Below are 12,909 nucleotides of genomic sequence, written 5' to 3' on the forward strand. Positions count from 1 at the left end.
CCGCCACTCCGCTACCCAAGCCCCATGCCGTTCCACCCCCGATCCCTGCTATATGTTCCTGCAACCTCCGCACGCATGCTGGCCAGCGCAGGGCGGCGCGGTGCCGATGCCCTCGTGCTGGACCTGGAAGACGCCATTGCCCCCGCGCAGAAGGAGCAGGCCCGTGCCATGCTGCAACCGGCCATCGCCAGCCTGCGCGGGCAGTGCCCCGTGCTGGTGCGCATCAACGCGGACAGGGCATTGGCACAGGCCGATACCGAGGCCGCCTTGCAGGCTGGTTGCGATGGCCTGGTCATCCCCAAGGTGGAATCTGCCGCCGATGTGCAGCGCATCGCAGCCCTGGCCGATATCCACGGAAGCCCGCCGGTGCTGCTGCAGGCCATCGTGGAGACGCCCACCGGGCTGATGCGTCTGCAGGACATTGCCCGGGCCTCGCCCCGGCTGGTGTCGCTGGCCTTTGGCGGCGAGGACTTCGCCACTGCATTGGGCGTGGCGCCCACACCCCAGGCCCTTGCCATGCCGGCACAGGCCGTGGTCATCGCAGCCGTGTCAGCCGGGCTGCATCCCGTGGGGCTGGCAGGCAGCATCGGCGGCTATGCGGATCTTGCGCAGTTCGGCGAACTGGCCCGGATCTCCCGCGCACTGGGCATGCAAGGTGCCGCCTGCATCCACCCGGCCCAGTTGGCGGCCGTGCACGCAGCCTTCGGAGCCAGCCAAGAGGATCTGCGCCAGGCGCGCGACACCGTGCTGGCCTATGAACAGGCGCTGGCGCAGGGACAGGGCGCCGCGGCCGTTGACGGCCGCATGGTCGATGCACCCATTGCAGAGCGCGCACGCCAGTTGCTGCGCAGCACCGGGGAAGCCGCATGAACGCCACGGACAACACAGGCGCCCTGCCCCTGCGCGGCATCCGCGTGCTAGACCTGTCGCGCCTGGCTGCAGGCAACATGCTCACGCTGCAATTGGCCGACTTCGGCGCCGAAGTGATCAAGGTCGAGGCGCCAAGCGGCGATACCCTGCGCGACTGGAAGAACGACGGCCAGCCGCTGTGGTGGCAGATCTACGCGCGCAACAAGAAAAGCATCTGCCTGGACCTGCATGACGGGGCCGATGTGCAAAGTCTTCTGCAGCTGGCCGAATCGGCACAGGTCCTGGTGGAGAGCTTTCGCCACGGCGCACTGGAAAAGTTCGGACTGGGACCCGATGTCCTGCTGCAGCGCAATCCCCGCCTGGTGATCGTGCGCATCTCAGGCTGGGGCCAGACCGGTCCCTATGCGCAACGGCCCGGCTTTGGCACCCTGGTCGAAGCCTTCTCGGGCTTTGCCCAGAAGAATGGCTTTCCCGACAAGCCGCCCGCCCTGCCCAACCTCGGCCTGGCCGACATGATCGCGGGCCTGGCGGGCGTGGGCGCCACCATGTTCGCACTGCGCGAAGTGGAAACCAATGGTGGCCGCGGCCAGGTGGTGGACCTGTCGCTGCTGGAACCCATGTTGGCCGTGCTCGGCCCCGACCCTGCCATCTTCCAGCGCACCGGCCAGCGGCCACGGCGCATGGGCAACCGTGCCGACATCGCCGCACCGCGCAATGCCTACCAGTGCGCAGACGGGCGCTGGCTGGTGATGTCGGGCTCCACCCAGCGCATGGCCGAACGGATTTTCGAGGCCATGGGCCGCAAGGACCTGTGCAGCGATCCCCGCTTCGCCACCAACGCGGCACGGCTGCGACATGTCGATGCGCTGGACGCGCTGATCGCCGGCTTTGTGGCACAGCGCAGCCTGCAGGACAACCTGCTGCACTTCGGCCAATGGGAGGTGACCGTGGGGCCGGTGCTTGACGTGGAGCAGTTGCTGGCCGACGAGCATGTGCGCGCCAGGGCCTGCATCACCCGCATCCCCGATGCCGACGGCCAGCCCCTGCCCATGCACAACGTCTTTCCGCGCCTGTCGCGCACACCCGGGTCCATCCGCAGCCTGGGCCCTGCGCTGGGCGAGCACCAGCACCTGGTGCCACCGGGCGCCTGGAGCGATCACCCTGCCCCGACCGAATGAACCCTCTGCCCATACAACGAAGGAGACATACCATGGCCTTTCTCAGGACTTTGCTCACCAGGGTCGCCACGGCGGCAGCCCTGGGCCATGCCGCCCTGCTCTCTGTGCCAGCCCACGCGGCTCCTGCGCAACTGGTCACCCTGGTGGTGCCGGCCGCGCCGGGCGGCTCCAACGACATCGTGGCGCGTGTCATGGAGCCGCTGCTACGCGGCGAACTCGACCGGCCCGTGGTGGTCGAGAACCGGGGCGGCGGCGGGGGCAATGTCGGCGCAGCCTACGTGGCACGCGCCGAAGCCGGCAGCAACATCTGGCTGCTGACATCGGCCAGCATCGTCACCATGAACCCCGGCTTGTTCGCCAACCCGGGCTTCGACACGCTGCGCGACTTCGTGCCCGTGGCCGGCATTGCCAGCGTGCCCCATGTGCTGTTGGTCAACAAGGACTTTGCGCCGTCCACCCTGCCCGAGCTGCTGGCCTTGCTGCGCAGGGAGCCGGGCAGGTACTTCTTCGGCTCTGCCGGTAACGGCACCTACTCGCACATCCTCATGGAATTCCTCAAGCGCGCCGAAAAGGTGGATGCCTCCCATGTCCCCTTCCGTGGCGTGGCCCCGGCCATGACCGAACTGATGGCCGGGCGCATACAGATGCTGATCAGCACCCTGCCTTCGGCCATGCCCTACCTGCAAAGCCGCGACGTCAAAGCCCTGGCCGTGTTCTCCGACCAGCGCAGCGAGTTCCTGCCCGACCTGCCCCTGGCCCGCGACACCGTTGCCGGCCTGGTTGGCGACCTGTGGATTGCGCTGTACGCGCCCAAGGACACACCCTCGCAGGAAGTGCAGCGCATGCGCCAGGCCGTGGACAAGGCCCAGGCATCACCCGGACTGCGCGAGAAATTCCGCAAAATGGGCGCCAGCGTCTACGCCCCCACGGCTGCAGAACTGCGGCTGCAGACGGCAGCCGACCTGGCACGCTGGAGCCAGTTGATCCGGCAGGCAGGCATCCAGGTGGACTAAGCAGCCGGCCCATTTCAAGTCATTCCAGAGCATTCCAAGGAGACTCCATGAAACTGCTGAGATTCGGCCCCGAGGGCCAGGAAAAGCCCGGCCTGCTGGATGCCGAAGGCCAGATCCGCGACCTTTCCGCCCTGTTGGACGACTACACGCCCCGCCTGCTGGGCCGCGAGGCGCTGCGGGCCCTGGCCGCCATCGACCCTGCCAGGCTGCCCCTGGTGCAAGGCCCGGTGCGCATCGGCATGCCCTGGAGCGGCATGTCCAAGTTCGTCGCCATCGGCCTGAACTACCGCGACCATGCCGAGGAAGCCGGCATGCCCATTCCCAAGGAGCCCATCCTCTTCGCCAAATGGCCCAGCTGCGCCTGCGGCCCCGACGACGACATCCCCCTGCCCGAAGGCAGCACACGCATGGACTGGGAGGTGGAACTGGGCATCGTCATCGGCGAGCGCGCGCGCAATGTGTCCGTGGCCGATGCGCTGGAGCATGTGGCCGGCTACTGCCTTGCCAACGATGTGTCCGAGCGCGAATACCAGATCGACCGCAGCGGTGGCCAATGGAGCAAGGGCAAGGGCTTCGACCGCTTCGGCCCCATCGGCCCCTGGCTGGTCACGCGCGACGAAGTGTCCGATCCGCAGGCCCTGCAGCTATGGCTGGATGTGAACGGGGAGCGCCGCCAGAGCGGCAGCACGCGCACCATGATCTTTGGCTGCGCCGAACTCATCAGCCACTGCAGCCGCGTGATGACGCTGGAGCCCGGCGACCTCATCATCACCGGCACGCCCCCGGGAGTCGGGATGGGCATGAAGCCGCCGCGCTATCTGAAGGCTGGCGATGTGATGGAGCTGGGGATCGAGGGGCTGGGCGTGCAGAGGCAGCGAGTGGTGTAGATCCACAAAAAAAGCGGCTTCAAAAAGCCGCTTTTTTTTTTGAGCTGAACCAGCGCTCAGCTGCCCGCCACCTTCATCCGGTTGATCAAGATCGAGCCCACGGTCTTGGCGCCGTAGTTGTAGGCATCTGCGCCCACGGCCTCGATGCCCTTGAGCATGTCCTTGAGGTTGCCGGCGATGGTGATCTCATGCACGGGGAAGGCGATTTCGCCGTTCTCCACCCAGAAGCCGCTAACACCGCGCGAGTAGTCGCCCGTCACGTAGTTCACGCCCTGGCCCATGAGCTCGATCACGAACAGGCCCGTGCCCAGCTTCTTGAGCATGGCGGGCAGGTCGTCGCCGGCCTTGGTGCGGCGCGAGGTCATGACCAGGTTGTGCGACCCGCCGGCATTGCCGGTGGTCTTCATGCCCAGCTTGCGGGCCGAGTAGCTGGACAGGAAGTAGCCCTCGACGCGGCCCGCATCCACCACCTTGCGGGCCTGCACGCGCACGCCTTCCTCGTCGAAGGGCGAGCTGCCCTTGCCGCCGAGGATGAAGGGATCTTCCGTGATTTCGATGTGCTTGGGGAAGACGGGCTTGCCCAGCGAGTCGAGCAGGAAGGTGCTGCGGCGGTACAGCGCGCCGCCGCTGACGGCCTGCACGAAGCTGCCCAGCAGGCCTGCGGCCAGCGTGGACTCGAACAGCACCGGGCATTCGGTGGTCGGGATCTTGCGGCTGCCCAGGCGGCTCAGGGCGCGCTGGGCGGCGTAGCGGCCCACGGCTTCGGGCGAGGCCAGGTCGGCCGCGTTGCGCATGGAGCTGTACCAGGCGTCGCGCTGCATCTCGCCATTGCGCCCGGGCAGCGAGGCGATGGGCGCCACCGACAGGCTGTGGCGCGAGCTGGCGTAGCCGCCACGGAAACCATTGGTGTGGGCGCTGAAGAAATGGCTTTGCTGGGCCGAAACGCCCGCGCCTTCGCTGTTGGTGATGCGCTTGTGCGTGCGCAGCGCGGCTTCCTCGCATTGCAGCGCCAGTTCGGCCGCTGCCTCGCTGGTGAGGTCCCAGGGGTGGAACAGCTGCAGGTCGCGGTGGGTGCCGGGCTGGGCGATGTCGGCTGCATCGGGCAGGCCGGCCATGGGATCTTCGGCCGTGAAGCGTGCGATGTCGTAGGCGGCCTGCACGGTCTGCTGGATGGCGGCATCCGAGAAGTCCGAGGTGCTGGCGTTGCCACGGCGGTTGCCCAGGTAGACGGTCACGCCCAGCGACTTGTCGCGGTTGCGCTCCACGGTCTCCAAAGCCCCCTTGCGCACGCTCACGCTCAGGCCGCAGCCCTCGGAAGCCTCGGCCCCGGCGTTGGTGGCGCCGAGCTTCTTGGCGTGGACCAGGGCACGGTCCACCAAGTCTTCAAAAAACGGTTGGCTGTAGCTGAAGCCGGAATCAGCCTGCGGTTTGGCGGTGCTTGCCGAGCGGGGACGGGGTTTTTTCATAGCGGCGGCTATGATAGCCGCCACTGCAGCGCTCTCCGCGCCGCCACTGCATTTGTCCCCTACCCCATGTCACGCAAACCCAAAAAAGGCTACTACGTCAAAGGTCACTTCGTTGCCGAAGGCAGCGAACTCGACCTGCAGCTCAAGGCCGAACTCAAAGGCACCCCCGACTCCAGCAAGACGGATCTCAAGCGCGAGTCCGACGCCTTGCAGGACCTCGGCAAGGATTTGCTGACGCTGCGCTCCGACCTGTTCAAGCGCCTGCAATTGCCCGACCAGCTGGCCGATGCCCTGGCCGAGGCCAAGCGCATCACCAATTTCGAAGGCAAGCGCCGCCAGATGCAATTCGTCGGCAAGCTCATGCGCAAGCTGGACGAGACCGAGATCGCCGCCGTGCGCGCCGCGCTGGACGAGCAGCACAACGGCTCGGCCGCCGAGAAGATGGCCCTGCACGCCGCCGAGCAATGGCGCGACCGCCTGATTGCCGAGGAATCGGCCCTGTCTATCTGGCTGGACCATTTCCCCGACACCGACACCCAGCAGCTGCGCGCCCTGATCCGCCAGGTCCGCAAGGACATGCCGGGCGCCCATGAGGCCAATGTGCAGGAATCCACCGGCCTGGCCCAGCGCAAGGGCCGCGCCTACCGCGACCTGTTCCAGCTGGTTCGCCAGCAGTTGGGCGGCACGGGCCGCGAGGCTGCCGAGGACGGTGACGGCGCTGGCGAGGAAGCTGACGATGAGTGAACCCGTCCATGACGCTGTGCGCATCGGCATCGTCTCGATCAGCGACCGTGCCAGCAGCGGCGTCTATGAGGACAAGGGCCTGCCGGCCCTGCAGGACTGGCTCACCCGCGCACTCAGGAACCCCATCACGTTCGAGCCGCGCCTGATCCCCGACGAGCAGGCCGGCATCAGCGCCACGCTGATCGAACTGGTCGATGCAGGCTGCTCCCTGGTGCTGACAACGGGCGGCACCGGCCCCGCTCTGCGCGATGTCACGCCCGAAGCCACCCTGGCCGTGGCCGACAAGGAAATGCCGGGCTTTGGCGAGCAGATGCGCCAGATCAGCCTGGCCTTTGTGCCCACGGCGATTCTGTCGCGCCAGGTGGCGGTGATCCGTGGCAAGAGCCTGATCATCAACCTGCCGGGCCAGCCCAAGGCGATTGCCGAGACTCTGCAAGGCCTGCAAAACCCTGATGGCACGCAAACGGTCAACGGCATCTTTGCGGCCGTGCCATATTGCGTGGACCTGATCGGCGGGCCTTATCTGGAAACGGATGACAGCGTGTGCAAGGCGTTCCGGCCCAAGAATGCCGTGCGCGCGCCGCGCACTGCTGACTGAGGTCCAGGGCCAGGAGGCCCCTCAGGTGCATCCAACAAGGCAGCCTCAGGGCTGCCTTTTTTGCGGCCGCACGGCCTGACTGTCGCACCGGGGCCACCAAGCCCGTGCTTGCCCCAATGCGGCAGGCCCCTGTCCCTGCCAGCATGGAATCACCCCGGCCCCTGCGCAACAGCAGCGGGCTTTTTCCATCCAAAGCAAGGAGACTTCATGCAGCAACGCCCCAAGACATCGCTGATGACACCGCTGGCCCTGGCACTGTGCGCCGCCGCACTGGCAACGCCGGCCCTGGCGCAGCAGGACAAGGTTCGGATCGGCTTCATCACCGACATGTCCAGTCTCTATGCCGATGTCGAGGGCAAGAACGGCGCCGTGGCGATACAGATGGCCATTGACGACTACGGCGGCAAGCTGCTGGGCAAGCCCATCGAGCTGCTGACGGCCGACCACCAGAACAAGGCCGACATTGCCGCCAGCAAGGCGCGCGAGTGGATAGACACGCAGGGCATCAGCCTGGTGTTTGGCGGCACGAACTCGGCCACGGCCCTGTCCATGGCCAAGGTGGCGCAGGAGAAAAAGCGTGTCTTCATCGACAACGGCGCGGGCAGCTCGGCGCTGACCAACGAGCAGTGCAGCCCCTACACCGTGCACTACGCCTTCGACACCGTGGCCCTGGCCAAGGGCACGGGTGCGGCCGTGGTGGAGGCCGGCGGCAAGAGCTGGTACTTCGTGACCGCCGACTATGCCTTCGGCCATGCGCTGGAGGCCGATACCACCAAGATCATCGAGGCGCGCGGCGGCAAGGTGCTGGGCTCGGTCAAGACGCCGCTGAACGCCAGCGACTTCTCCAGCTTCATGCTGCAGGCACAGAACTCCAAGGCCCAGATCCTGGGCCTGGCCAACGCGGGTGGCGACACCATCAACTCCATCAAGGCCGCGCGCGAGTTCGGCGTGACCAAGGACATGAAGCTGGCCGGCCTGCTGGTGTTCTTCACCGACGTGCACAGCCTGGGCCTGAAGAACACCCAGGGCATGCAGTTCACCACCAGCTGGTACTGGGACATGAACGATGCCTCGCGCAAGTTCGCCGATGCCTTCATGGCCAAGACCCAGCGCCGCCCCAGCGAGATCCAGGCGGCCGACTACTCGGCCACCATGAACTGGCTCAAGGCCGTGGAGAAGGCCGGCACGCTGGACGCCGACAAGGTCATGGCCACCTGGCGCGGCATGAAGATGGATGACTTCTTCGGCAGCGGCTACCTGCGCGAGGACGGCCGCTACGTGCACGACATGTACCTGATGGAAGTGAAATCCCCCGCCGAATCCAAGGGCACCTGGGACTACTACAAGCTGGTCAAGAAGCTGCCGGCCGAGCAGGTCTGGACCACCAAGGCCGAGAGCAAGTGCCAATACTGGCGCTGAACTGGCGCTGAACTGGCGCTGAACTGGCGCTGAACTTGCGGTGAGCTGGGAGGGGCAGCCCGGCTGCTCCCGCCCCTCGCTTTTCTCCACTGAATCTCCATGCCTTGGTCAATGCCGGGACATCGAACCGCGCCAGACTGGTAAGTTCGAGCATTGGGCGCGGCGCCGGGCAGGAACTTCTTCCCCTGCGGCCGACCGCGCGGCAGGGGAAGAATGAAGTTCAATCGCAAGTGGACCATTGGCGCCGTGGTGGGCGCCTGCATCATCGCCGGGGGCGCACTGTGGAAGGCCAGCGCCAAGCCCGCCACCCGGTACGCGACGGCCGCCGTCACCGTGGGCAACCTGGAGCAAACCGTGCTGGCCGTGGGCCGGCTGCATGCCAAGGAGCTGGTTGCCGTGGGCGCCCAGGTCTCCGGACAGGTCAAGCGCCTGCATGTGGAACTGGGCCAGCAGGTCAAGGCCGGCGACCTGATCGCCGAAGTCGATGCCCAGCCGCAGCGCATCAAGCTGCGCAATGCCGAGGCGTCCGTCACCGCCTTGCAGGCCCAACTGGCCGCGCGGCGCGCGGCCCTCGTCCAGGCCCGGCTCACCTTCCAGCGCCAGCAGGAACTGCTGCAGGCCGACGCCACCTCGCGCGCCGACCATGAGGCCGCCAAGGCGGCGCTGGACACGGCCCAGGCCGAGGTCGGCGCCCTGCAGGCCCAGATCGAGCAGGCACGCACCCAGGTGGAGACCGAGCGCATCAACCTGGGCTACACCCGCATCGTCGCGCCCATGGACGGCGTGATCGTGGCCGTGGTCACCAAGCAGGGCCAGACACTGAACTCCTTCCAGACCACGCCCACCATCGTCATGCTGGCCAAGCTCGACGTGATGACCGTGCGTGCCGAGATTGCCGAGGCCGACGTGGACAAGATCCAGCTCGGCCAGACCGCATGGTTCACCACGCTGGGCAGCAACCGCCAAAAACACATGGCGAAGATAGAGCGCATCGAGCCCGCACCGACCTCCATCGTCAATGACGCGGGCGGCGGCGCCTCGCCCGCTGCGGCCACGCCCGCCGCCAAGGCCATCTACTACAACGCCCAGTTCGACGTGCCCAACCCGGACGGCAAGCTGCGCCCCTCCATGACCGCCCAGGTCACCGTGCGCGTGGCCCAGGCCGACAAGGCCGTGCTGGTGCCGGCCGCCGCACTGGGCAGCCGGGCAGAGGACGACAGCTACACCGTGCGCGTGCGCGACGGCGAAGGCAAGGTCGCCGAGCGCAAGGTGCGCATCGGCCTGCGCACCAATGCCCAGGCCCAGGTGCTGTCGGGCCTGGAGGCCGGCGAGCAGGTGGTGATCGGCGAGGCGGGCCCGAACAACGCCCCCGCCGCCGACCCCATGGGAATGTGAGCATGGACCAGCCATTGCTGCAAATGCGGGGACTGCGCAGGGAGTTCCCCGCGGGTGACACCACGGTCGCCGTGCTCAAGGACATCGACCTGACCATCGAGGCCGGCGAGATGGTGGCCATCGTCGGCGCCTCGGGCTCCGGCAAGTCCACGCTGATGAACATCCTCGGCTGCCTGGACCATCCGACCTCGGGCAGCTACCGCATCGCCGGCCGCGAGACCGGCGAGCTGGGCCCCGATGCGCTGGCCGCGCTGCGGCGCGAGCATTTCGGCTTCATCTTCCAGCGCTACCACCTGCTGGCCGACCTCACGGCCCAGGGCAATGTGGAGCTGCCATCGGTCTACGCCGGCACGGCGCCCACGGACCGCCATGCGCGCTCGGCCGCCCTGCTCGAACGCCTGGGCCTGGCCGACCGCATGCAGCACCGGCCGGGCCAGCTGTCGGGCGGGCAGCAGCAGCGCGTGTCCATTGCCCGCGCGCTGATGAACGGCGGCGCCGTCATCCTGGCCGACGAGCCCACGGGCGCGCTGGACAAGGCCAGCGGCGAGCAGGTCATGCGCATCCTGCAGGAGCTGCATGCCGACGGCCACACCATCATCCTGGTCACGCACGACATGGCCGTGGCGGCCCACGCCTCGCGCGTGATCGAGATCAGCGACGGCGCCATCATCGCGGACCGGCGCAGCGCCCCGCATGAAAGCAAGCCCCCGTTGGAGGCCACAGCCGCCCCGCGCGCCGCCTCCTGGCGCATGTTCGGCGACCGCTTCGGCGAAGCGCTGCGCATGGCGCTGCGGGCCATGAACGCGCACCGCCTGCGCACCTTCCTGACCATGCTGGGCATCATCATCGGCATCTCTGCCGTGGTCTCGGTGGTGGCGCTGGGGCGCGGTGCGCAGCAGCAGGTGATGAACCAGATCAGCGAGCTGGGCACGAACACGCTGGACATCTTCCCCGGCAAGGACTTCGGAGACACGCGCGCCGCCGCCATCGAGACCCTGGTCGCCGCCGATGCCCAGGCCCTGGCCGAGCAGCCCTACGTGGACAGCGCCACGCCCAACGTATCGGTCAGCGTCACGGCGCTGTACCGCGAGAACGCGGCCATGGCCCAGGTGACGGGCGTGGGTTTCGAGCATTTCCGCGTGAAGGGCCTGCGCCTGGCGTCAGGGCGGTTCTTCGACCAGCGCGACGTGGACCTGCACGCCCAGGTCGCGGTCATCGACCAGAAGGCCGCCACCGCGCTCTTTCCCGGCAACCCCAGCCCGCTGGGCGAGGTGGTGATGCTGGGCGAGATGCCCGTGGAGATCGTGGGCGTGCTGCGCCCCGCGCAAAACAGCTTCGGCGGCTCCACGCCCACCTTCTTCGTGCCCTACACGGCAGCCGCCACGCGCCTGGTCGGCAAGTACCACCTGGACAGCATCACGCTGCGCATCAAGGACGAGGTGCCGGCCGAGATCGCGCTGAAGGCGGCCACCAGCCTGCTCACGGAACGCCACGGCACCAAGGACTTCTTCGTCTGGAACTCCGACCAGATCCGCCAGGCCATCACGCGCACCAGCACCACGCTGACGCTGCTGGTCTCGGCCATCGCCATGATCGCGCTGCTGGTGGGCGGCATCGGCGTGATGAACATCATGCTGGTGTCGGTGACCGAGCGCACGCGCGAGATCGGCGTGCGCATGGCCATCGGCGCGCGCCAGTCGGACATCCTTCAGCAGTTCCTGATCGAAGCCGTGCTGGTCTGCATCGTGGGCGGCATCCTGGGTGTCTCTCTGGCGCTGGGCCTGGGCCTGGCAGTGAGCCTGTCGGGCTCCAGCTTCCAGCTGTCGTTCTCGGCCGCCTCCATCGTGCTGGCCGTCGCCTGCTCCTCGCTCATAGGCATCACCTTCGGCTTCCTGCCCGCGCGCAGCGCGGCGCGCCTGGACCCCGTCCAGGCCCTCTCCAGAGATTGACATGCATATGCTCAAGACCAGCGCGCTGGCATGCGCCGTGGCCCTTGCGGGCTGCGGCGCCATCACGCGCACCCCCTACGAAGCGCCCCAGGTGGCGCTGCCCGCGCAGTTCGAACATGCACAGGCATCGCCCCCGGCAGCCACGCCCATGCCCGATGCCTGGTGGCGCGGCTTCGGCGATCCGCGGCTCGATGCCTGGATTGACCTGGCGCTGGCGCGCAACCCTGACATGGCCACGGCCGGCATCCGCGTGTGGCGTGCCGCGCTGCAGGCGCAACTGGCAGGCCATGCGCTGCTGCCCCAGCCCAGCGGCAGCGTAGGCACGGGCGCCAGCCGCCCGCTGTCGGGCAGCCAGCGCAGCACCCTGGAGAACGCCAGCGCCACACTGGGCGTGGCCTGGGAGCTGGACCTGTTCGACCGGCTGGGCGCGCAGCGCGATGCCGCCGTCTTCGAAGCACAGGCCAGCGTGCAGGACAAGGATGCCGTGGCGCTGTCGCTGACCACCACCACGGCCAACCTGTACTGGCAACTGGCGCTGGCCAACGAGCGCCTGGACATGTCACGCCAGAGCCTGGAGTACGTGCGCCGCACCATCGACCTGGTGCAGGCCCAGTACCGCAGCGGCGCAGTGTCCGGCCTGGAGCTGCGCGAGGCCCGGCAGGCCCTGGCCGAACAGCAGGCCCTGCTGAGCCAATACACCCAGGCCCGCGCCGAACTGCGCCAGGCATTGGCCGAATTGCTGCAGGGCGCCGAGCCGCCCGGTGGCGAGCCCCAGGCGCTGCCCGTGGCCGACCTGCCCGCCGTGCAGGCGGGCCTGCCCGCCGACCTGCTGGGACGCCGCCCCGACCTGCGCGCCGCCGAACTGCGGCTGCGCGGCGCCCTGGCCGGCAGCGATGCCACGGCAGCCAGCTACTACCCGCGGCTGTCGCTCACCGGCAGCCTGGGCACCTCCAGCAGCACCCTGCTCGATGTGCTGGCCAATCCCGTGGCGGCCCTGGGCGCCAACCTGGCCCTGCCGTTTCTCAATGTGCGCGAGATGCGGCTGAACACCGCCATTGCACGCAGCCAGTACGAAGAGGCGGTGGTCAACTTCCGCAAAACGCTGTACGCCGCGTTGGCCGAAACGGAAAAATCCCTGTCCGCCCGCACCGAACTGGCCCGCCAGGAAGAGGCCCAGCAGCGCGCCACGCAGGAATCCGTGGAAATCACGCGGCTGTACGAAGCGCGCTACCGCGCCGGCCAGGTGCCGCTGCGCACCTGGCTGGACGCCCAGGAGCGCCGCCGCGCAGCGCAGCTGGCCCTGTCCGCGCTGCACCTGGCACGCCTGCAGAACCAGCTCACGCTGCACAAGGCCCTAGGCGGAGGGTGGCCGGCTTCCTGAAGCCACCAC

General features: G+C 68.0%; 11 protein-coding genes. 10 read left to right on the forward strand and 1 reads right to left on the reverse strand.

Going from position 1 to position 12,909, the window contains the following annotated elements:
• Positions 1-24 precede the first annotated feature (24 nt).
• Genes AC57B5_RS11125 through AC57B5_RS11140 form a run of 4 tightly spaced genes read left to right on the forward strand, consistent with a single transcriptional unit; the run spans position 25 to position 3,948 of the window.
• On the forward strand, positions 25-870 hold the full coding sequence (locus AC57B5_RS11125; RefSeq protein WP_486300893.1) for an HpcH/HpaI aldolase/citrate lyase family protein: 846 nt from the start codon (positions 25-27) through the stop codon (positions 868-870).
• Positions 867-2,048, forward strand: coding sequence for a CaiB/BaiF CoA transferase family protein (locus AC57B5_RS11130; protein WP_496399526.1), 1,182 nt, complete (start codon positions 867-869; stop codon positions 2,046-2,048). Before AC57B5_RS11125 ends, AC57B5_RS11130 begins: the two co-directional genes overlap by 4 nt.
• A 32-nt stretch (positions 2,049-2,080) precedes the next feature.
• The gene (locus tag AC57B5_RS11135) at positions 2,081-3,061 is read left to right on the forward strand and encodes a Bug family tripartite tricarboxylate transporter substrate binding protein (protein WP_238002749.1); all 981 of its coding nucleotides are present in this window, start codon (positions 2,081-2,083) and stop codon (positions 3,059-3,061) included.
• A 47-nt stretch (positions 3,062-3,108) separates the two neighbouring features.
• Positions 3,109-3,948: a fumarylacetoacetate hydrolase family protein gene (locus tag AC57B5_RS11140; protein WP_496399527.1), complete on the forward strand. Its 840-nt coding sequence runs from the start codon at positions 3,109-3,111 to the stop codon at positions 3,946-3,948.
• Positions 3,949-4,004: 56 nt separating this feature from the next.
• On the opposite strand, the gene pmbA is transcribed toward AC57B5_RS11140, so the two are convergent.
• Entirely contained in the window at positions 4,005-5,414 is a 1,410-nt protein-coding gene (gene pmbA, locus AC57B5_RS11145) for a metalloprotease PmbA (RefSeq protein WP_496399528.1), read from the reverse strand.
• A 66-nt stretch (positions 5,415-5,480) separates the two neighbouring features.
• On the opposite strand from pmbA, the gene yjgA reads away from it, so the two are divergent.
• The 6 genes from yjgA to AC57B5_RS11175 all read left to right on the forward strand — a co-directional run bounded on the left by yjgA (position 5,481) and on the right by AC57B5_RS11175 (position 12,900).
• Complete coding sequence (gene yjgA / locus AC57B5_RS11150) at positions 5,481-6,158, forward strand: ribosome biogenesis factor YjgA (protein WP_496399529.1); 678 nt, start codon at positions 5,481-5,483, stop codon at positions 6,156-6,158.
• Positions 6,151-6,756 (forward strand): molybdopterin adenylyltransferase, encoded by a 606-nt coding sequence (gene mog, locus AC57B5_RS11155; protein ID WP_013803515.1) that lies wholly within the window; start codon positions 6,151-6,153, stop codon positions 6,754-6,756. Before yjgA ends, mog begins: the two co-directional genes overlap by 8 nt.
• A 207-nt stretch (positions 6,757-6,963) precedes the next feature.
• Positions 6,964-8,175, forward strand: a complete 1,212-nt coding sequence (locus AC57B5_RS11160; RefSeq protein ID WP_012204238.1) for an ABC transporter substrate-binding protein — start codon at positions 6,964-6,966, stop codon at positions 8,173-8,175.
• A 213-nt stretch (positions 8,176-8,388) separates the two neighbouring features.
• Complete coding sequence (locus tag AC57B5_RS11165; protein ID WP_013803516.1) at positions 8,389-9,570, forward strand: efflux RND transporter periplasmic adaptor subunit; 1,182 nt, start codon at positions 8,389-8,391, stop codon at positions 9,568-9,570.
• Between the two features lie 2 nt (positions 9,571-9,572).
• Positions 9,573-11,519 (forward strand): MacB family efflux pump subunit, encoded by a 1,947-nt coding sequence (locus tag AC57B5_RS11170; RefSeq protein ID WP_043822875.1) that lies wholly within the window; start codon positions 9,573-9,575, stop codon positions 11,517-11,519.
• A 1-nt stretch (position 11,520) separates the two neighbouring features.
• The gene (locus tag AC57B5_RS11175; protein ID WP_496399530.1) at positions 11,521-12,900 is read left to right on the forward strand and encodes an efflux transporter outer membrane subunit; all 1,380 of its coding nucleotides are present in this window, start codon (positions 11,521-11,523) and stop codon (positions 12,898-12,900) included.
• Positions 12,901-12,909 lie beyond the last annotated feature (9 nt).

The organism is Delftia sp. BGA-UO-ETr-SB1, from assembly GCF_059567865.1.

What these genes read in the sequence shown, in the direction of transcription:
- AC57B5_RS11125 (WP_486300893.1), top strand. Translation starts at nt 25, where the DNA reads ATGCCGTTCCACCCCCGATCCCTGCTATATGTTCCTGCAACCTCCGCA.
- AC57B5_RS11130 (WP_496399526.1), top strand. Translation starts at nt 867, where the DNA reads ATGAACGCCACGGACAACACAGGCGCCCTGCCCCTGCGCGGCATCCGC.
- AC57B5_RS11135 (WP_238002749.1), top strand. Translation starts at nt 2,081, where the DNA reads ATGGCCTTTCTCAGGACTTTGCTCACCAGGGTCGCCACGGCGGCAGCC.
- AC57B5_RS11140 (WP_496399527.1), top strand. Translation starts at nt 3,109, where the DNA reads ATGAAACTGCTGAGATTCGGCCCCGAGGGCCAGGAAAAGCCCGGCCTG.
- pmbA (WP_496399528.1), bottom strand. Translation starts at nt 5,414, where the DNA reads ATGAAAAAACCCCGTCCCCGCTCGGCAAGCACCGCCAAACCGCAGGCT.
- yjgA (WP_496399529.1), top strand. Translation starts at nt 5,481, where the DNA reads ATGTCACGCAAACCCAAAAAAGGCTACTACGTCAAAGGTCACTTCGTT.
- mog (WP_013803515.1), top strand. Translation starts at nt 6,151, where the DNA reads ATGAGTGAACCCGTCCATGACGCTGTGCGCATCGGCATCGTCTCGATC.
- AC57B5_RS11160 (WP_012204238.1), top strand. Translation starts at nt 6,964, where the DNA reads ATGCAGCAACGCCCCAAGACATCGCTGATGACACCGCTGGCCCTGGCA.
- AC57B5_RS11165 (WP_013803516.1), top strand. Translation starts at nt 8,389, where the DNA reads ATGAAGTTCAATCGCAAGTGGACCATTGGCGCCGTGGTGGGCGCCTGC.
- AC57B5_RS11170 (WP_043822875.1), top strand. Translation starts at nt 9,573, where the DNA reads ATGGACCAGCCATTGCTGCAAATGCGGGGACTGCGCAGGGAGTTCCCC.
- AC57B5_RS11175 (WP_496399530.1), top strand. Translation starts at nt 11,521, where the DNA reads ATGCATATGCTCAAGACCAGCGCGCTGGCATGCGCCGTGGCCCTTGCG.